General features: G+C 71.2%; 17 protein-coding genes. 9 read left to right on the forward strand and 8 right to left on the reverse strand.

The features are described from left to right. Nucleotides 1-1,024 precede the first annotated feature (1,024 nt). Together AB0N80_RS07315 and AB0N80_RS07320 are read right to left on the reverse strand one after the other, a co-directional pair. A complete protein-coding gene (locus AB0N80_RS07315; protein WP_363390440.1) occupies nt 1,025-2,407 on the reverse strand; it encodes an aminotransferase class V-fold PLP-dependent enzyme in 1,383 nt (460 codons plus the stop codon). 233 nt (nt 2,408-2,640) lie between these two features. Then, nucleotides 2,641-3,303, reverse strand: a complete 663-nt coding sequence (locus tag AB0N80_RS07320) for an ArsR family transcriptional regulator (RefSeq protein WP_363578338.1) — start codon at nt 3,301-3,303, stop codon at nt 2,641-2,643. Between the two features lie 195 nt (nt 3,304-3,498). On the opposite strand from AB0N80_RS07320, the gene AB0N80_RS07325 reads away from it, so the two are divergent. Both AB0N80_RS07325 and AB0N80_RS07330 read left to right on the forward strand, forming a co-directional pair. Continuing rightward, a complete protein-coding gene (locus tag AB0N80_RS07325; RefSeq protein WP_363578339.1) occupies nt 3,499-4,599 on the forward strand; it encodes a serine/threonine-protein kinase in 1,101 nt (366 codons plus the stop codon). A gap of 195 nt (nt 4,600-4,794) precedes the next feature. Further along, nucleotides 4,795-5,901, forward strand: coding sequence for an acyl-CoA desaturase (locus tag AB0N80_RS07330; protein WP_363390431.1), 1,107 nt, complete (start codon nt 4,795-4,797; stop codon nt 5,899-5,901). 55 nt (nt 5,902-5,956) lie between these two features. Here AB0N80_RS07330 and AB0N80_RS07335 read toward each other — a convergent pair whose 3' ends face one another. Beyond that, the gene (locus AB0N80_RS07335; RefSeq protein WP_363578340.1) at nt 5,957-6,922 is read right to left on the reverse strand and encodes a LacI family DNA-binding transcriptional regulator; all 966 of its coding nucleotides are present in this window, start codon (nt 6,920-6,922) and stop codon (nt 5,957-5,959) included. A 187-nt stretch (nt 6,923-7,109) separates the two neighbouring features. Between AB0N80_RS07335 and AB0N80_RS07340 the strand changes: the two genes are divergently transcribed. The 6 genes from AB0N80_RS07340 (at nt 7,110) to AB0N80_RS07365 (ending at nt 13,802) form a co-directional block, all read left to right on the forward strand. Then, a complete protein-coding gene (locus AB0N80_RS07340; protein ID WP_315995059.1) occupies nt 7,110-7,931 on the forward strand; it encodes an ABC transporter permease in 822 nt (273 codons plus the stop codon). Continuing rightward, nucleotides 7,928-8,725: an ABC transporter permease gene (locus tag AB0N80_RS07345; RefSeq protein WP_315995058.1), complete on the forward strand. Its 798-nt coding sequence runs from the start codon at nt 7,928-7,930 to the stop codon at nt 8,723-8,725. The genes AB0N80_RS07340 and AB0N80_RS07345 overlap by 4 nt, the downstream gene beginning before the upstream one ends. Next, complete coding sequence (locus AB0N80_RS07350) at nt 8,722-9,714, forward strand: ABC transporter ATP-binding protein (protein WP_315995057.1); 993 nt, start codon at nt 8,722-8,724, stop codon at nt 9,712-9,714. Before AB0N80_RS07345 ends, AB0N80_RS07350 begins: the two co-directional genes overlap by 4 nt. 93 nt (nt 9,715-9,807) lie before the next feature. Beyond that, on the forward strand, nt 9,808-10,878 hold the full coding sequence (locus tag AB0N80_RS07355) for an extracellular solute-binding protein (RefSeq protein ID WP_363390423.1): 1,071 nt from the start codon (nt 9,808-9,810) through the stop codon (nt 10,876-10,878). A gap of 108 nt (nt 10,879-10,986) precedes the next feature. Then, nucleotides 10,987-12,123: a hypothetical protein gene (locus tag AB0N80_RS07360; protein WP_363578341.1), complete on the forward strand. Its 1,137-nt coding sequence runs from the start codon at nt 10,987-10,989 to the stop codon at nt 12,121-12,123. A gap of 218 nt (nt 12,124-12,341) precedes the next feature. Beyond that, on the forward strand, nt 12,342-13,802 hold the full coding sequence (locus AB0N80_RS07365) for an MFS transporter (RefSeq protein WP_363578342.1): 1,461 nt from the start codon (nt 12,342-12,344) through the stop codon (nt 13,800-13,802). A gap of 3 nt (nt 13,803-13,805) precedes the next feature. Here AB0N80_RS07365 and AB0N80_RS07370 read toward each other — a convergent pair whose 3' ends face one another. After that, a complete protein-coding gene (locus AB0N80_RS07370) occupies nt 13,806-14,012 on the reverse strand; it encodes a hypothetical protein (RefSeq protein WP_363578343.1) in 207 nt (68 codons plus the stop codon). Nucleotides 14,013-14,122: 110 nt separating this feature from the next. Here AB0N80_RS07370 and AB0N80_RS07375 point away from each other — a divergent pair, with 110 nt between their 5' ends. Further along, nucleotides 14,123-15,058, forward strand: a complete 936-nt coding sequence (locus AB0N80_RS07375; RefSeq protein ID WP_363578344.1) for an aldo/keto reductase — start codon at nt 14,123-14,125, stop codon at nt 15,056-15,058. Nucleotides 15,059-15,068: 10 nt separating this feature from the next. Here the strand turns inward: AB0N80_RS07375 and AB0N80_RS07380 are convergent, their stop codons facing one another. From AB0N80_RS07380 to AB0N80_RS07395, 4 genes are all read right to left on the reverse strand, one after another. Further along, the gene (locus AB0N80_RS07380; RefSeq protein ID WP_363578345.1) at nt 15,069-15,464 is read right to left on the reverse strand and encodes a hypothetical protein; all 396 of its coding nucleotides are present in this window, start codon (nt 15,462-15,464) and stop codon (nt 15,069-15,071) included. Continuing rightward, nucleotides 15,461-16,459, reverse strand: a complete 999-nt coding sequence (locus AB0N80_RS07385; RefSeq protein ID WP_363578346.1) for a hypothetical protein — start codon at nt 16,457-16,459, stop codon at nt 15,461-15,463. Before AB0N80_RS07385 ends, AB0N80_RS07380 begins: the two co-directional genes overlap by 4 nt. Further along, the gene (locus tag AB0N80_RS07390) at nt 16,446-16,961 is read right to left on the reverse strand and encodes a sigma-70 family RNA polymerase sigma factor (RefSeq protein WP_363578347.1); all 516 of its coding nucleotides are present in this window, start codon (nt 16,959-16,961) and stop codon (nt 16,446-16,448) included. The genes AB0N80_RS07385 and AB0N80_RS07390 overlap by 14 nt, the downstream gene beginning before the upstream one ends. A gap of 406 nt (nt 16,962-17,367) precedes the next feature. Continuing rightward, nucleotides 17,368-17,760 (reverse strand): PaaI family thioesterase, encoded by a 393-nt coding sequence (locus AB0N80_RS07395; protein WP_363578348.1) that lies wholly within the window; start codon nt 17,758-17,760, stop codon nt 17,368-17,370. Nucleotides 17,761-17,790: the final 30 nt, after the last annotated feature.

The raw sequence follows: 17,790 nt of genomic DNA on the forward strand, positions 1-17,790 counted from the left end.
GGTCCCCCATCCAGGTAAGCCCCCCCCCCGGCGTAAGACGCCTACAATCGCTGGAAGCCGCTTCGGGCTGGATGGCACGTCGGACTTGATTGTCCGTCAAGGCCGACGTCGAAGCTCGACCCCTTCATCCCGGAGGAGCTTCAGAACGCCAGACTTCGACAAGCTGTACTCCGAGCACAGGGCTGGAGTCGTGGCGTCCCCGCAGTATTTGGCAGCAGTCTCCGAGCGAGTATCCGCGCCGAGTCTTCGACCCAGACGCCACGCTGGCGCGCCATCTGCCGCCAGCGTGGCGGGCGCCAAGACGGCCAGTGCGGCCAACTTCTCGAGGTCGCGGAGAGCTGGCGGAAGCAGGTCTGATTTATTCGAGTTGCCTAGGTTCGACTCCCTCCGCGAGGCCGGCGCTGAATACCTGCCCGAACGAAGGCTTGGCGTACGCCGTTGTAGCTGACGTCGAAGTGCTTGGCGATTGCTGCGAGCGACTTGCCGTCGCCATAAAGTGCAGTGGCTTCGCGGACCTGCTCGTCGGTGAGTGGCTGGCAGCGAAGCTGAGCACCTTCGTCGCGGAGTAGTTTCAGTACTCCGCCCTTCGAGAGGCTGTACTCGGTACAGAGAGCTGGTGTCGTCGCGCCGGACTGATACTTCTCCACGATCTCAGCGACGAGTGCGGGATTGAGCCGACGGCGCAGGAGCCGAGGCGGATGCTCTGAGGGCGAGTGTTCGGCTATCGAATCTGGCGATAGACCAGCCAGTTTCTGCAGTTCCGCCAGGGGTGGCGGCAGAAGAGCCGATTTATTCGAGTTGCGGTGTACTGGGCCTACAGATGTCGAGAAAGCCCCGGTTCGCCGGGGCTTTTCGCATTCCCGGTCTGCGCGACCGTCGCTGGGCGTCGCCGCCGACGCGGAGCCGCGCATGCACGGCAAGCACAGCGGCGGGATCCGCCCCGGACACGCCGCAGGGGCGGCCGGGCGCATCGGCGTGTCGAGCGTGATCCCCGCCGTCGTGCACGGGTCGAGCCGCGGCATCGTCACATCATTGTGTCGAGGATCCCCACCAGATCGTCGAACGTCGTCCGCGGATTCAGGATCGCGAAGCGGGCGTTGACGCGTCCGGCGTGGCTCGAGGGGGTCACGAAGGCGTGCTGCCCATCGAGCAGCTGCGCCGACCAGCGGTCGTAGTCGGCCTTCGCCCACCCGACGCGCTCGAAGACCACGACCCCGAGCTGGGGGCGGCGGACCAGCGTGAGCTCGGCGCGTCCGTCGATCTCGTCGGCGATGCGCTCGGCGAGGTCGATCGCGGTGGTGATGGCCTCGCGGTAGACCGCCGCGCCGTAAGTGGCGAGCGAGAACCACAGGGGCAGCCCGCGGGCGCGGCGCGTGAGGTGGGCGGCGAAGTCCGACGGGCTCCAGTCGCTCGTCTCGGTGAGGGTGTCGAGGTACTCGGCGTGCTGCGTGTGGGCACGGCGGCCGAGCTCGGGGTCGCGGTAGATGAGCGCGCACGCGTCGAAGGGGGCGAACAGCCACTTGTGCGGGTCGACCACGAGGGAGTCGGCGTGCTCGACGCCGGCGAACCGGTGCCGAGCCCGCGGGGAGAGCATGCCGGTGAGTCCGTACGCACCGTCGACGTGCAGCCACACGTCGGTGCCCTCGACCGCGCGGGCGATGTCGGCGATGTCATCGACGATGCCGAAGTTGGTGGAGCCGGCGGTCGCGACCACGGCGAAGACGCTGTCACCGTGCTCGTCGAGGGCGGCGCGCACGGCGTCTCCGCGCAGCACGCCGTCGGCACCCACGGGCACGCCGACGACCTCGACGTCCATCACGCGCGCCGCGGAGGCGATCGAGGAGTGCGCCTCGACGCTGCAGACCACGCGCCAGGCGTCGGGGCGGGGGCTGCCGGCATCCGCGAGCCGATCACGCGCCGCCTCGCGAGCGGCGACGAGGGCGGACAGGTTGCCCAGCGTCCCGCCCTGGACGAAGACGCCTCCCGCGCCCTCGGGGAGTCCGAACTCGGCGGCGAGCCAGCGCAGCACCTCGTTCTCGGCGTGCACTGCGCCGGCTCCTTCGAGCCACGAGCCGCCGTAGAGCGCGCTGGCCGAGACGACGAGGTCGAATGCGGCCGCGGCCTTGGTGGGCGCGCTCGGGATGAACGAGAGGTAGCGCGGGTCGTCGGTCGTGATGCACGCGGGGGCGAGGACGTGCTCGAAGATCCCGAGCGCCTTGCGCGCACCGATGCCCTTCTCATCGATGGTGCGGCCCGCGAGGCGCCGCAGTTCGGCGGCCGGCAGCGGCTTGTCGAGCGGCGTGTCCTCGGACGTGAGCCGACCCCGGGAGTACTCGAGCACCATGTCGACGATGGCGCGAGTCTCGTCGCTGACCTCGTGCATGCGCGCGGCGGGAGAGTGGGTCATCGAAACCTCCGGATCAGGATGCCGATCGCGGCCGCGACGGGAGGCGGCGTCGGCGTCGACAGGGGTGTGAGAGCGCGGGGCGGGTGGCGATCGGCTCGTGGGAGTCAGCTTAATTCGCCGTCGTCATCGCAGGAACGAGCAGCCGCACGAGCGGTGGGCGGGGATCGGGATGCCGGACGCCGGTGAGGCGGGCTTCCCGACGGCGCGTGCGGGACGGGCGTCGCGAAGAGGCCTCACGCCGCGGTGAGCTGCGGGGCGACCCGCGCGATGCGCGAGCGTAACTCGCCGACCGTCCGGTCGAAATCCTCGTCGCTGCCGGTCCGAGCGGGGTCGCGGATCGACCAGTGCACGTCGTCGCGACCGCCGAGGGCCTCGTGCGCGTGGTCGCAGACGCTGATGACGAAGTCTCCGGGCCGGGCGACGTCGCTGAGGGTCCGGGGGCGGACGCGGTCGTCGAGGCGCAGATCGTGCCGGACCGCCGCGGCGACGGCGCCGGCGTGCACGCGTTCGCCGGGGTTCGTCCCCGCCGACTCCGCCGGAATCGCGCTGTGGGCCTCCCAGATGGCGCGGGCAAGTTGAGAACGGGCGGAATTCGCCGTGCAGACGAAGAGCACCCGGCCCTGGACCTTCCGTGGGGCGAGGGTGAGGTCGGAGAACGCTTCGGGAACGAGCTGCAGGTAGCTGCGACGCCCGTCCGACTCGGATGGCACGCGCCGCGCGATCCCGCAGTCTTCGAGCACGTTGGCGTGGAAGGCGACGAGGTTCGACTTCATCCCCAGCACGGACGCGATCTCGCTCGACGACATGTCGCCCATCGCGAGCAGATCGACGATGCGCAGACGTCCCGGGTCTCCGAGAGCGGCGAAGGCCTCAGCGCGCCGTCGAAGATCGTCCATTATGCCCCCGTCCGCCCGGTCTGTCATCCGTCAGCGGAAATCACTTTTACTCAGTAGCCTTTGAGCGACCGCAACGGGCGGGCGCCCCCCAATAGTGCGCCCGTTGCGGTCTCTCACACCCTCGGGGCAAGAGGAGTTTCTCATGCGGCAGCGGCGCGTCGGGCGGCGGATCACGCCGCGTGTCGAAAGAAGCCGATGACCATGGCTGCGCAGGGCGACGGCGGGCGACGAGCGCTCCGGGCGCAACGCGAACAGGATGCCGCGGCGGCACTGCCTGCGGGCCTCGCCACGGTCTTCGCGGGGCGCTATCGGGTCGCGGGGCCCCTCGGCCGCCGGGGGATCGACGGCCACGTCTTCCGCGCGCGCGACGACATCCTCGCGCGCGACGTCGTCGTGAAGGTCTTCCCCCTCGACCCCGCGACCGCGACCGAGCCCCCGCGTCGGCTGGAGGGGGCCCGCGTGCTCGCCGCCCTCGATCACCCGGCCCTCATCACGCTCTACGACGCCCACCTCGGACGCGACGGCCGCGGCTATCTCGTGACCGAGTTCATCAACGGTCCATCCCTGCGCGAACGCCTCGACGACGGCGGACCGCTCGCGCCGCTCCTGGTCGCCGGGCTGATCGAGGATCTCGCACGCGGACTCGACGCCGTTCACGAGGTGGGCATCGTCCACCACCACCTCACGTCATCGCACATCCTGCTGCGTCCCGTCCGAAACGCCCACCGGCCGTTCGTCGCGGTGCTCGCCGACTTCGGCGTCGCCCACCTCCTGTCCGGTGGTGCCGGCGCCGCGGTCGACGACGCTTCCACCGACGACGAGGACTACCTGCCGCCGGAGCAACTGCGCGGGGAGGCGCCCGGCGCCGCCGCCGACATCTACGCCCTCGGCCTCCTGGCCGTGGAGGCGTTGACCGGTGAGAGCCCGGTGCTCGGGGGAGCGGCGCAGCACGTCCTTCTCGCGCCTCTCGATTTCGATCCCGTCATCCCCTCGCGGTTCGGGTACGGGTGGGAGGTGCTCCTCACCGCGATGACGGACCCCGATCCGGCTCGACGTCCGTCGGCGGCAGACGTCGTCGCCGTCGCGGTCGAGCTCCGGCAGGGCGCCGACGGCGGCGGAGCGATCCCCGTCCCCGATGTCTCCTCGTCCGGAGTCGGCCCAGAGTCGGATCCGGAGTCGAAGCCGGTGCCGGAGTCGGAGCCGGTGCCGGCCTTGCGCGCCGTGACGCAATCGCGCGAGGCGACCACGCGGCGGCGGCGCCCGCCCATCTGGGCCTGGGTCACGCACGCGCGCTGACCACGCCTCACCGGCCGTAGCTGGCAATCGTCTGACCTTCTCCGGTGCGCCCGGTCGCCGAACCGCGTCTTTCCGGGACTCGGGAGGAGCGTGTATGCAGCCATGCGCATATGCACGACGTAGCGTCGACCTCAGTCCTCGGCATCCGCCCATGGCTTCCGGCCTTAGCGGTCACCCAGAACCGAGGAGCATGCCATGGCTGCACCCGTCATCGAATCCCGGATGGGACCGATCCGCCAGACCTACAAGGGAACGGCCGACTTCCCCCCGATGGCCAAGGCGTACACGGAACTGTCGCAGGTCGTCCGCGAGACGGGACTGCTCACGCGTGCCCGCCGCTTCTATGCGCTGGTCGGCACGGTGCTCGCCCTCGGCTTCGGCGGGGCGATCACCGGTTTCGTCCTTCTCGGGGACAGCTGGTTCCAGCTGCTGATCGCCGCCGCTCTCGGCATCCTCTTCACCCAGGTCGCCTTCCTCGCCCACGAGGCGGCGCACAAGCAGATCTTCGCGTCGGGACGCGCCAACGACCGCCTGGCCCTGTGGCTCGCTGCCGGCGTCGTGGGCATCAGCCTGTCGTGGTGGACGTCGAAGCACACCCGCCACCACGCCAACCCGAACCGCGTGGGCAAGGACCCCGACATCGAGGTCGACACGATCTCCTTCGTCGACGAGGATGCCGCGACCGCGCGCGGCCTGCGCCGCTGGATCACGCGTCGCCAGGGGTGGCTGTTCTTCCCGCTGCTCACGCTCGAGGGCGCGAACCTGCACGCGCACGCCTTCCGCCACCTCTTCTCGCGCGGAGAGGTGAAGGGGCGGTGGAGCGAGCTGGGCATCATCGCGCTGCGCTTCGCCGTGTTCGTCGCGCCCGTCTTCGTCTTCCTCCCGATCGGCATGGCGTTCGCGTTCCTCGGCGTGCAGCTCGCCGTCTTCGGGGTCTACATGGGGGCGTCTTTCGCTCCGAACCACAAGGGCATGGCCGTGATCGCGCCGAACGCCAAACTCGACTTCTTCAGCAAGCAGGTGCGCACCTCGCGCAACATCACCGGCGGCTGGTGGGCGACGTGGCTGATGGGCGGACTCAACTACCAGATCGAGCACCACCTGTTCCCGAACATGCCGCGCCCGCACCTCAGCCGCGCCCGGGCGATCGTCAAGGAGCACAGCAAGACGCTCGACGTGCCCTACGTGGAGACCACGCTGCTGCAGTCGTACGGAATCGTCATCCGGTACCTCAACCGCGTGGGCCTGGCCGCGCGCGATCCCTTCGAGTGCCCGATGACCTCGGCGGCCGCGCGCGCCTGACGCGCCCCGCGCGGACCATCGAGGTGGCCGTCGGGGGTGGGCTGCGGCCGTCGGCTCAGACCGGGGACGACTCCGGCCAGTGCACCGACACGGGCAGTCGGCGCGTTTCGCCGGCATCCACTCCCGAGGTGAGGAGATCGACGAGGGCGGTCATGGCCTCGCGGCCGAGCTGCTCGCCGTCGACGTCGATCGCGGGCACCTCGTCGGCGCCGATCGCCTCGGCCACCAGTCGTTCCGCGCTCACCACGATCTCCCCGGGTGAGGACACACCCCGGGCGCGCAGGGCGAAGACGAGGCCGAGCCCGATCGAGGTCGCGTAGGGGACCACCGCGGTCGCACCGGAGGCCACGACCGCATCGGTGGCGGCGACCCCCGCGGCGAAGGTCGCGGGGAAGGGACCGAGCGTCGTCAGTTGCGCGCGGTCCGCGACGGCGCGAGCGATCGCGGCGCTGCGCTGCGCGTCCTGCCACGAGCCCTCCGGGCCGCCGAGGTAGGCGATGGCGCGATGACCGGTGTCGGCGAAGCGGGCGGCGAGGTCGGCGAAGGCGCTCGCCGTGTCGGCGACGATGGAGGTCATGCCCTGGATCTCGCGGTCCACGAGCACGGTGGGGCCGAAGACGGCGGCCGCCTGCACGATCTCGTCAGGCCCGCGCGGCGCGACGAGGACGCAGCCGTCGACCTGTCGCGCGAGGCGCTCGAACTCGACGAGGTCGTCGGCGTCGTCGAGGCGGTGCACCGCGACGGTGAGCTGAAGGTCGGATTCACGCGCGCGAGACTGCGCCCCCGCGACGATGGGGGTGAAGAACGCGTTGTCGAGCGTCGGGACGACGAGGGCGACGATCCCGCTGCTGCCGCGGGCGAGGTGGCTCGCGGTGCGATTGGGGACGAAGCCCAGCTGTAGGGCGGCGGCACGCACCCGTGCCACGGTGTCGGGGGCGACGAGGTCGGGGCGGCCGAGCGCACGCGAAGCGGTCGACTTGGCCACCCCGGCAAGAGCGGCGACATCGGCCAGCGTGGTCACTGCGCCCCCTTCCGACAGACGCGAGCACCGCGCGCAGTCCGTTCATCCTACTGAGCGGCCACAACCGGTTGCGTCCGCGTTTTACACGCTGTTTACACGGGAGGTCGCGTGAGCGACTCGCCGCCCCCTACGGTGGTAACAACCGGTTGCGCAACCGGTTGCAACCCCTCATGATCGGAGTCGGCCCGTGCTCTCACGCCGCACCGGACTGCTCGCCCTCCCCGGGCTGGCGCTGCTGCTGGTGGGCTTCCTGATCCCCTCGGTGGCGATGCTCTTCGCCCCGCCGGGGGTCAGCCCGCTCGACATCCTCGACCGGCTCAGCCGCATGCTGACTGACCCCTACGACCTCGCGATCATCGGTCGCACGGTCGGTCTCGGCCTCATCGTCACCGTGGTCTGCATCGTGCTCGGCTTCCCGATCGCCTACCTGTTGGCGCGGTCCACCTCGCGGTGGGCCGGCGTCCTGCTCGCCCTCGCGATCTTCCCCCTGCTGCTCAGCAACGTCGTCCGCACCTTCGGTTGGCTGGTCCTGCTCGGCTCGAACGGGGCCATCGGGCAGCTCCTCGTCGGCCTCGGCCTCGTCGAGAGGGCGCCGCAGCTGCTGTACACGGAACTCGCGATCGTGCTCGGTCTCACTCAGCTGTTCCTGCCTCTGGCGATCATCTCCTGCTACTCGGCCGTCGCGCAGGTCGACCCCGGTCTCGATGACGCGGCGCGCGGTCTGGGCGCCGGCCGTACCCGCACCTTCTGGGGGATCGTGGTGCCCCTGTCGGCCCCCGGCATGGTGGTCGCGGCCACGCTCGTCTTCGCCGGCAGCGTCACCGCGTACACGACGCCGTACCTGCTCGGAGGATCCAGCCAGCGGATGCTGTCGACACAGCTCTACTCGTACTCCAGCGTCACGATCGACTGGGCCGCGGCCAGCGCTACGGCCATCATCATGACGGTCCTCGTCTTCGCCGTGTCGGGCCTGTCGGCCATCGCCGGACGACGGGGGGCGACCTCGTGAAGACCTCGCGTCCCGTCGCGGCATCCCTCGCCGTCGCCGGCTACATCGTCATGATCGTGCCGATCCTGTTCGTCGTGGCGACCGCCTTCACCGGCGGGCGAACGCTGCGCTTCCCTCCCGAGGGCTTCTCGTTGCGCTGGTTCGGCGCGGCCTTCGCCTACAAGCCGTTCACCTCGGCGCTGGTGTCCAGCCTCGAGCTCGCGCTGCTGGCGACGATCCTCGCCCTCGCGATCGGCGTGCCGGTCACCCTGGCGATCCACCGCGGGCGCCTGCCCGGCAAGGGCATCGTCGAGGGTCTCTTCCTCTCGCCACTCATCGTCCCCGAGCTCGTCGTCGGGCTGGCGCTCTACCAGCAGCTCATCATCGGGCTGCGCCTCGACAACTTCCCGGTGCTCCTGATCGGCCACACCGTGCTGATGCTCCCGTACGCCGTGCGGGTGACCGGAGCCTCTCTCGCGCTGGCCGATCCCAGCGTCGAAGAGGCCGCTCGCGGTCTCGGGGCGTCGCCCCTGCGGGCATTCTTCACGGTGACTCTGCCCCTCCTTCGGCCCGGCATCTTCTCGGCGGGGCTGCTGAGTTTCGTCACGTCGTTCAACAACGTTCCGCTGTCGCTGCTGCTTCAGAGCCGGGACTTCCGCACACTGCCCGTCACGATGCTCGACTACGTGCAGCAGAGCTACGACCCCATGGTCGCGGCGACCAGCACCATCATCCTGGCGGGCACCGTCGTCGTGGCCGTCATCGCCGAACGCACCGTCGGCTTCGCCCGCATCTTCGGAGGGATCAACCGATGACCACTGCAGCAGAATTCGTCGGGGTCACCCAGCGCTTCGGCGACTTCACGGCCGTCGATGCGATCGACCTCTCCATCCCGACCGGTCAGCTCACGACGCTGCTCGGGCCGAGCGGCTGCGGCAAGACCACATCGCTGCGCATGCTCGCGGGGTACACGCAGCCGACCTCGGGGCGCATCATGATCGCGGGGACGGATGCCACGCGCACCCCGCCCGAGCGACGGGGCCTGGGCATGGTGTTCCAGTCGTACGCGCTCTTCCCCCACATGAGCGTCGCGGAGAACGTCGGCTACGGCCTGAAGCTGCGCAAGGTCGCCGGGCCGGAGCGGACGCGCCGCGTCGCCGAAGCCCTCGATCTGGTCGGGCTGGGGCATCTCGCCGCCAGCCGGCCCAAGAAGCTCTCGGGCGGGCAGCAGCAGCGCGTCGCCCTCGCCCGCGCGATCGCCATCCGCCCGACGCTCCTCCTCCTCGACGAGCCGCTGTCGAACCTCGACGCGCGGCTTCGTGTGCAGATGCGCGCCGAGATCCGTCGCATCCAAGCGGAGACCGGCCTCACGGTCGTGCTCGTCACGCATGACCAGGACGAGGCGCTGGAGATGTCGGACCGCATGGTCCTCATGCGCGAGGGACGCATCATGCAGGAAGGGGCACCGACCGAGGTGTTCACCGCGCCGGCGAACCGCTTCGTGGCCGAGTTCCTCGGGTACGAGAACTTCCTCGTCCTGTCCGACGGCGCGACCGCGACGATCCGTCCCGAGCACCTCGAGATCGACGGTCTCGCGACCGCCGGGGCTCTCACCCTCGACGGCACCGTCGTCGATGTCGCCTACCGCGGCGTGGACCGGCTCGTGACGGTCGACACCGTCGACGCGCAGGGTGAAGCCGTCCGTCTGATGGCCGACGTCCGCGACGAAGCGGTCACAGCCCGCCCGGGCGACCGTGTGACCGTCTCGGCGGCCGCATCGCGCCTGATCCGACTCGCCGCCTGACAGCACCACCCGCAACAGCACCACCCCGTCCTGCCCCACCCGTACACACCTGCACCGCAGCCGCGGCTCCGCCGCCGCACGAGAGGAACCCGCATGACCCGCCCCACCCGCCGCCTGCTCGCGGCCTCGTCCGTCTTCGTCGCCACCGCTCTCGTCGCCACCGGTTGCTCCGGCTCGAGCGACGACGCCGCCTCGAGCGACACCATCGTCGTCAGCACGTTCCCCTTCGGTGTCGAGCAGTTCCAGCAGGCGATCATCGACCCCTTCACGGAGAAGACCGGCATCGCCGTCGAGGTCGAGACCGGCAGCAACGCCGACCGTCTCTCGCAGCTGCAGCTCGCCGCCGGTGATCCCGGCATCGACGTGATGCTGATCTCCGACACCTTCGCCGCGCAGGGCCAGGAACAGGACCTCTTCCAGAGCTTCGACGAGTCCGATGTGCCGAACCTGGCGAACATCGCCGACTTCGCCACCGAGGAGGGCTTCGACGGCCCGGCCTACAGCTACCAGCTGAACGGAACGATCTACAACACCGATCAGGTCACCGCCGCGCAGGCCGCGGACTGGTCCCTCTACGCCGACCCCGCTCTCGCCGGTCGTCTGGCCTTCCCCGATATCTCGGTCACCGCAGGACAGCTCGCGGTCTCGGGCGTCGCCTCGGTGTACGGCTCCGGACCGTACGACGTCGACTCGGCGTACACCACGCTCGGCGGCTGGGCCCCCGGCATCCTGCAGTTCTACACCTCGTCGACCGAGGTGACGAACCTGCTGACCCAGGGCGAGATCGTCGCCGCCGACTCGCTGAGCGGGTTCGCGACCACCCTGATCGCCTCGGGCGAGCCGGTCGCCTGGACGGCGCCGACCGAGGGGCGCTACATGGCGACCAACCGCGCCATGATCCCCTCCGGCGCCCCCAACCTCGACGGCGCCCACGCTTTCATCGACTACCTGCTCTCGGTCGAGGCGCAGAGCGCCTCGGCGAAGATCGTCGGCGACCTGCCGGTCGCCCTCGACGCGGAGATCCCCGAGGAGATCACCGCGGTCGTGGGCGACATCGCAGCCGACCCGGTGGCCGCCGGCTACGCCACCCTGGACCCCGCCGAGGTGCTGCCCAACCGCGCCCAGTGGGTGGAGCGCTTCGCCCGCGAGGTCTCCTCGCGCTGACCCCCCCCGACCGGCCGCCGGAGTTCCCCCACCCCGGCGGCCGCCCGCCCATCGCGGCCCCACCGCGATGGGCGGGACCCCTTTGCTCCTCGACGCTCGAACGGCTCCATGACCTCCGCATCGCCCCTCCCCGCCGACTACCTCCGCCGCCTGCCCAAGGCCGATCTGCACTGCCACCTCATCGGCACCGTGCGTCCCGCGACCTTCGCGGAACTCGCGCGGCGGGAGCGGCTGGCGCTGCCGGACGACCCGGAGCGCATCTTCGCCGACATCAACTCCCTCCCGCCCGACCCGGCGCTGTACGAGAACACCCGCATCCCGGTACCGCAGGGACGCGGGGTCGACGAGCCCGAGGTGTCGTACTCGCTCTTCCAGGTGTCCAACTGGGTGGTCGAGGTGCTGCGCGACGCCGACGACCTCACGCGCATCGTCTATGAGGCGTTCGAAGACGCCCACCGGCGAAGCGGTACGCGCCACCTCGAGTTGTTCTTCGACGCCCTCCCGCCGCACCTGTCGACACTCGGGTACACCGGGGCGGTCGAGGCCTACGCCGAGGGGATCCGCCGCGCCGAGCGCGACTTCGGAATGTCGGGACGGATGATCCAGGGCATCGACCGCAGTCGCAGCGGTGCGGAGGCCCTCGAGGTCGTCCGCCGCGTCGTCGACAACCCGCACGAGTACGTCGCGGGCATCGGACTCGACAACCTCGAGACGGCCGGTCCCCCCGAGCGTTTCGTCGATGCCTACCGGCTGGCCGGCGAGGCGGGGCTGCGCCGGACGGCGCACTCCTCGGAGCACGCGCCCACCGCCGTCAACACCCTTACGTGCCTCGACGTGCTGGGCTGCGACCGCATCGACCACGGGTACTACGTACTCGAGGACGACGCGGTCGTCGCCCGCCTGCGCGAGCAGCAGGTGGCGTTCACCGTCGCCTCCACGACGTCGCGACGATCGTGGCGGCCGTGGCGCCGCGCGTCCATCGCGGCGATGATCGACGCGGGGCTCAACGTCATCCCGTGCTCCGACGACCCCGGGATGTTCCCGACCACCCTCGCCCAGGAGTACGCGATCGTGTCCGAGCAGATCGGCGCCTCGCATGCCGAGGTGCGGCGCATGGCGCTCGCCTCTGCAGAGGCGTCGTGGTTGCCGGGCGAGGAGCACGCGCGGCTCGTGGAGTCGTTCACCGCCGAGATCGCCTCCCTCGACGAGGAGTTCGGGCTCGTCCCCGGTGCGGCCCAGCGTTGAGCCGTCGCCGTGGTCGGCGCGTTGCTGAGCCGTCGCCGGGCGGCGGCACATCACTCCCCGCCCGTGTCGCGCTCATCGTGCTCACTCCGGTCGCTTTCCCGACGTCGCAGAGGCTCGGCCACCCTGGTCGGACGTAGCCTGGACCCGGGAACCGGGGAGGCGCGGATGACGCAGGGTGCGACCAGCTCGGCGACGTCGGTCCGTCGCGTCCTCGAGCGATGACGGCATCCGCAGACCCGCGGCGGTGGCGCGCGCTGGCCGTCCTGCTGATGGGGCAGTTCGCGTCGCTCCTCGACCTCAGCGTCACCAACGTCGCGCTCCCCTCGATCGGGCGGTCGACGGGCGCCGGGGCGAGCGAGCTGCAGTGGGTCATCACGGGCTACGTCCTGGCCTTCGGTCTCGTCCCGGTGATCGGCGGCCGGCTCGGCGACGGTCGCGGGCGCCGGCGCATGTTCGTGGTGTCCATGCTGGGCTTCGTGGTCGCGAGCGCCCTGGTGGGGCTCGCCCCGACGCCCGAGGTGCTCATCGCCGCGCGTGTGGTGCAGGGGATCTTCGGCGGCATGATCGGGCCGCAGGTGTCGGGCTACATCCAGAACGCGTTCCCCCCGCTCGAGAGGGGCAGGGCCTTCGGGCGGCTCGGCCTCACCGTGGGCGCGGGTACCGCGCTGGGGCCGGTGGTGGCGGGCCTGCTGATCGCCGTGGGCGGCGAAGCCGACGGCTGGCGTCTCGTGTTCTTCATCAACGTGCCGATCGGCGTCGCGGCGGTGCTGCTCGCGCGGCGCTGGGTGGCCGCCGACGCGCCGGTGGCGCCGGACGCGGGACGACGGCTCGACCTGCTCGGCGTCGTGCTGCTGGGGGCGGGACTTCTCTGCCTGCTCTTCCCGATCGTCGAGACGGGCCAGGCGGGGGGGACCATCTCGCTCCTCCTGCTCGTCCCGGCGGCCGGACTGCTCGTCGCCTTCGTCCGCCACGAGGCTCGTCTGACGCGGACGGACGCCGCCCCTCTGGTGGATCTCCGCCTGTTCCGCACGCGGTCGTTCGTGATCGGGGTCGTGTTCGCGGTGGTGTTCTTCTGCAGCAACACCGGGATCCCGCTCGTACTCGCGTTGTACTACCAGGACGGTCTGGGTTTCACCGCCCTGCAGTCGGCCCTGGGTGTCACGGCCTACGCCGTCGGCACGGTCTTCGGGGCGCCCGTCGCCGGCCGCTTCGTGTCACGCGTCGGCAGACCCCTCCTGCTCGGGGCCGTGTCGCTCTTCACGCTCGTGACGGTCGTGCTCGGCCTCGTCGTCCGAGCCGCGCCCGAGGCGACCGATGCGACCGGCGTCATCCTGCGCCTGTGCGTGCCGCTCTTCGTCCTCGGCGTCGCAGGCGGGGCGATCGTGACGCCGAACCAGACGCTCACCCTGGCCGAGGTCGACCCCGCGCGCGGCGGCGTCGCCGGAGGGGTGGTGCAGACCGCTCAGCGCGTGGGCGCCTCGATCGGCCAGACGGTGCTCGGTACGAGTTTCGTCCTCGTGCTGGCAGGGGCGACGCGCGCGTCGGGGCCGGGCTCCCCGGCGCCCGATCCGAGCGTCTTCGCCGACGCCCTCACGGTCGCCCTCGCCGTGTCGGTCGTCTTCTCGGCGGCCGCCGCCGTCCTCAGCGGCGTCGAGGTGCGGCGGTCGCGGGCGCGGTAGCGCTCAGCCTTCGTCGTCCCAGCGCGAGAGCGGGCGGTCGTCGTCCTCGTCGGCGCGCGCGGCGCCGCGCGCGGCCGGCCACTCCAGCTGGAATCCGCACTCGCGGCACTCGTCGGCATCCTCCCCCTCGTCCACGAGAGGGTGCATCGTGATGCCGCACGCCGGGCAGATGGGCTGCCGGTCATCGACGGGCATGTCGGGGTAGGTCATGGCTGAGGGCTCCTGGAGGCACCGCCGACGGCGGACAGCAGGAAGAACCGCGCCGGCACCCGTCGTGTTCCCGCCCGTCCGATGCCGCGCGCGCCCGATAGCGTCGGAGCATGAGCGTCCCCGTCCCCGTCCCCCTCGGCCTCGGTCTCGCCGCCGTCGGCCGCCCGGCCTACATCACCACGGCACGCGACGCCGACCTGGGCGACCCCGCCGAACGGTCGATCGACGCCCTGCGCGCGCGGGCGCACGAGCTGCTCGACGAAGCGTGGGCACTCGGCATCCGGTATGTGGATGCGGCACGGTCGTACGGGTTCGCCGAGGAGTTCCTCGGGTCGTGGCTGGCTGTCCATCCCGAGCGCCGCGCCTCGCTCACGATCGGCTCGAAGTGGGGCTATGCGTACGTCGGCGACTGGAAGATGGATGCCGCGGTCCACGAGCGCAAGGAGCACTCGGCCGCGATGTTCGACCGGCAGTGGCCCGAGACGCTCGAGGCGCTCGGGACGGCCCCCGATCTCTACCTGATCCATTCCGTCACCCCCGAGAGTCCGGTCCTCATGGATGCCGCGGTGCTCGAGCGGATGCGTCGGTTGCGGGACGAGGGGGTGCGCGTGGGGCTGTCGACGAGCGGGCCGCGCCAGGGCGAGGTGCTGCGCGCGGCCCTGGCCCTCGCCGACACGCCGTTCCGCGCGGTGCAGTCGACGTGGAACCTGCGGGAGGCGTCGGCCGGTGAGGCGCTCGCCGCGGCGCACGACGCCGGCTGGACGGTGGTGCTCAAGGAGGTGCTCGCCAACGGCGCGCTGGCCGAGGCCGAACCGGGCGATATCCTCGCCCGGACGGCACCCGGGACCGATCCCGACGTCTTCGCGATCGGCGTCGCGCGGGCGCAGTCCTTCGCCGACGTCGTGCTTCTCGGCGCGACCACGCGCGCGCACCTGCGCCGTGGCGCGGTCGCTCCGGCACGATCGATCGAGCGGTCCGAGCTCGACGCCCTCGCCGTCGACCCGGTGGTCTACTGGCGGGAACGCTCGGAACGTCCGTGGCGATGACGCCGCGGATTCAGGACACGCAGCGCACGTCGGCGACCGAGCCCGAGACGTTCGCCGACGAGCCCGCGATCGCCGTGGCCAGCACCGATCCCGCCGAGGTGCGCGCCTGAGCGTAGCCCGCCGACCGGGCGTTGGCGATCGAGCGCACGGTGATGCCCGGCGCGTACGTGCCGCACGTCGACCAGGACACGCGCGTGCCCGACAGGCCGGTGCCGCTGAAGGCGCACACATTGCCGGTGGCGCAGCTGCCGACCGCCTTGTCGTCGTCGGCGGGCACGTCGACGCTCATGCCGAGCTCCGGCCACACCGCGTGGCGGGCGTCGACGACGACCCCGCCGGGGATCCCGGCGAGGGTCGCGGCGATGTCGGGGTGGAGGTCGGCGGGCTGATCGTCGGTGCGGCTCATCGGGGAGCGTCCTCTCTGTCCTGCGCGTCCCACAGGGCGTATTCGGTGAGCGACCCGGCGGGCAGGTCGAGGTCGGTGTTCGCGGCGGTCAGCGCCGACTCGAATCCGACGATGCGTCCGGTCTCGGTCGACAGCAGCAGCGTCACCTCGGTGTTCGCGGTCGATGAGGGGATGCCGGCCAGGCCCACGACCTCGCGCCCGAGGCGGTCCTGGGTCGTCCCGAGCGCCCGAAGACCGGGCGACGCGGCGACGACGTCCAGCAGCGCGGACTGCTGGGCGTCGTCCAGGGTCCACTCGCCCTGGATGCTCCGCACCCCCACGATGGCATCGCCGGCGTCCAAGGTGTCGGTGGCCCCCGTCGCCGTCGTCAGCAGCGTGCGCATCGCCTCGGGCGACGCCTCCGGCGGCGTCGGCGACAGGGGGCGGAACTGGTTGCGCACGTAACGCACGTCACCGACGACGGTCCCGGGAGCGGGGTCGACGTTCGGCACGGTGTCGCCGTCGGCGTTCGTGGCCTCGGCCGCCGTGGTGACCACCGACCCGGAGAAGTCCTCATCCCACCGCAGGTCCACCCACTCGCGTCGGAACACCGTCGCCTCGGCCCCGTCGGGGGAGGCGCTGAAGTACCAGCCGAGCGATAGGGAGCGGCGCTCCGCGGCGACCCCGTCATCCCCGGCGGCCAGCCGGGCCTGTGCGTCCGCGACGACCTCCGCGACGCCGGTTCCGCTGGGCACGGCGCTGTAGACGAGCGGCTTCGGGGTGAGAGCGGATGCCGAGGACCCCGGCATCCACAGCACTCCCGTCACGATGGTCAGGATCAGCACGACGGCGGCGGCCGCCGACGTCCACGCCAGCGCGGGGCGGCGGCGGCGGGCGGGCGGGCGGTCGAGGATCTGCCGCAGTCGACGCTCGGCGTCGAGGGGGAGGGGAGCGTCGAGCGGGGTCTCGGCGGGGTCGAGGCGGCGCAGTGCGCGCGCGAGGTCATCGTCGTTCATCGCCCACCCCCTCCGCATGGACGACGGCGCCGTCGAGCAGCGGGCGCAAGCGTGCCCTCGCTCGATTCAATCGCGTCCACACCGCGCCGGCGTTCATGTCCATGACCAGGGCCACCTCGGCGGCCGAGAGCTCCTCCCAATACGTGAGCCAGAGGATTTCGCGTTCGCGCTCGGGAAGACCGCGAATGGCGTCGACGAGGCGTTGCGCCATCGCGGGTTCGGCCTCGCTCGCCAGAGCGCGCACGTGGTCCTCGATGTGCGTCCACAATGCCCCCTCCCTGTCGCGTCGCCGGTATTCGTTCGCGATGAGGTTGCGCGCGGTGCGGTACAACCACGGCAATCCGAACGGATCACGCGGACCGCGTTTGCGCCACGCGATCTCGAAGCAGTCCATCGTGAGGTCGGCGGCGGCCTCGCGATCCGACACGCGCCGTTCGATGAACCGCCGAACGGCGTTGTGGTGCTCGCGGAAGAGTGCCACGAATTCCGTCTCGTCGATCACCGGCGCGCGTCTCCGTGCGTTCGAGAGGGCTGTGTCGGAATGCCGGGAATCCTTACGCGGCGACGCGCAGGAAAAAGATTTCGTCCCCTTGTAAGGAATGCGCCCCCACTGACACCACACAGATGGGGGTGGGTGTCGTCTCCGGCTTCGAGACGACGCCCATACGCCCGTCGACAGATGTTCGGGACTGAGGTCGACGGGCGAGGGAGTGCACTGCATGGGGGCGGTGCACTCCCTCGGATCCTCGTCATGTCACCCAGGATGCCAGAGCGCGGCGCACGGCATCCCTTGCGCGCTCGCCGGGGCGGCCGTCGAACACGGCGGTGACCGCCTCCGGATGCCATCGCTGTGCTTCCCCGGGGCGTGCGTCATCGAACCTGGTCTGCGCGCGGTGAGACGGACGCTCTCAGTCCGGCTCGACGAGCAGGTTCGTGATGCGCGCCGTCGCGACCAGCCGGTCGTCGTCGTCGGTCACGCGCACGTCGTAGGTCGCGACACGGCGCCCGCGGTGGGCCGGGGTCGCGACGGCGTGGATGCGCCCGTCGCGGGCGCCGCGGTGGTGCGTGATGTTGAGGTCCACGCCGACGCACACCTTGTCGAACGTCGAGGCGTGGATCATCGCCGCCCACGATCCCACCGCCTCGGCGAGGGCGGCGGTGGCGCCGCCGTGCAGTCGCCCGAGCGACTGGGTGTTGCCGTCGACGGGCATCGACGCGCTGACGCCGTCGGTCGACTGCGCCGTGACGACGATGCCGAGACGCTCGTCGAGGGCGCCGGGAACGATGGTCCACGGTGTCATGGCGGCTCCTTCCGCCGTCCTCTTGTCGGA

Origin of the sequence: Microbacterium sp. NPDC089188 (assembly GCF_040685155.1) — a bacterium.
In the GTDB taxonomy this organism is placed as follows: Bacteria; Actinomycetota; Actinomycetes; order Actinomycetales; family Microbacteriaceae; genus Microbacterium; species Microbacterium galbum.

What these genes read in the sequence shown, in the direction of transcription:
- AB0N80_RS07315 (WP_363390440.1), bottom strand. Translation starts at nt 2,407, where the DNA reads ATGACCCACTCTCCCGCCGCGCGCATGCACGAGGTCAGCGACGAGACT.
- AB0N80_RS07320 (WP_363578338.1), bottom strand. Translation starts at nt 3,303, where the DNA reads ATGGACGATCTTCGACGGCGCGCTGAGGCCTTCGCCGCTCTCGGAGAC.
- AB0N80_RS07325 (WP_363578339.1), top strand. Translation starts at nt 3,499, where the DNA reads ATGACCATGGCTGCGCAGGGCGACGGCGGGCGACGAGCGCTCCGGGCG.
- AB0N80_RS07330 (WP_363390431.1), top strand. Translation starts at nt 4,795, where the DNA reads ATGGCTGCACCCGTCATCGAATCCCGGATGGGACCGATCCGCCAGACC.
- AB0N80_RS07350 (WP_315995057.1), top strand. Translation starts at nt 8,722, where the DNA reads ATGACCACTGCAGCAGAATTCGTCGGGGTCACCCAGCGCTTCGGCGAC.
- AB0N80_RS07355 (WP_363390423.1), top strand. Translation starts at nt 9,808, where the DNA reads ATGACCCGCCCCACCCGCCGCCTGCTCGCGGCCTCGTCCGTCTTCGTC.
- AB0N80_RS07360 (WP_363578341.1), top strand. Translation starts at nt 10,987, where the DNA reads ATGACCTCCGCATCGCCCCTCCCCGCCGACTACCTCCGCCGCCTGCCC.
- AB0N80_RS07365 (WP_363578342.1), top strand. Translation starts at nt 12,342, where the DNA reads ATGACGGCATCCGCAGACCCGCGGCGGTGGCGCGCGCTGGCCGTCCTG.
- AB0N80_RS07370 (WP_363578343.1), bottom strand. Translation starts at nt 14,012, where the DNA reads ATGACCTACCCCGACATGCCCGTCGATGACCGGCAGCCCATCTGCCCG.
- AB0N80_RS07375 (WP_363578344.1), top strand. Translation starts at nt 14,123, where the DNA reads ATGAGCGTCCCCGTCCCCGTCCCCCTCGGCCTCGGTCTCGCCGCCGTC.
- AB0N80_RS07380 (WP_363578345.1), bottom strand. Translation starts at nt 15,464, where the DNA reads ATGAGCCGCACCGACGATCAGCCCGCCGACCTCCACCCCGACATCGCC.
- AB0N80_RS07385 (WP_363578346.1), bottom strand. Translation starts at nt 16,459, where the DNA reads ATGAACGACGATGACCTCGCGCGCGCACTGCGCCGCCTCGACCCCGCC.
- AB0N80_RS07395 (WP_363578348.1), bottom strand. Translation starts at nt 17,760, where the DNA reads ATGACACCGTGGACCATCGTTCCCGGCGCCCTCGACGAGCGTCTCGGC.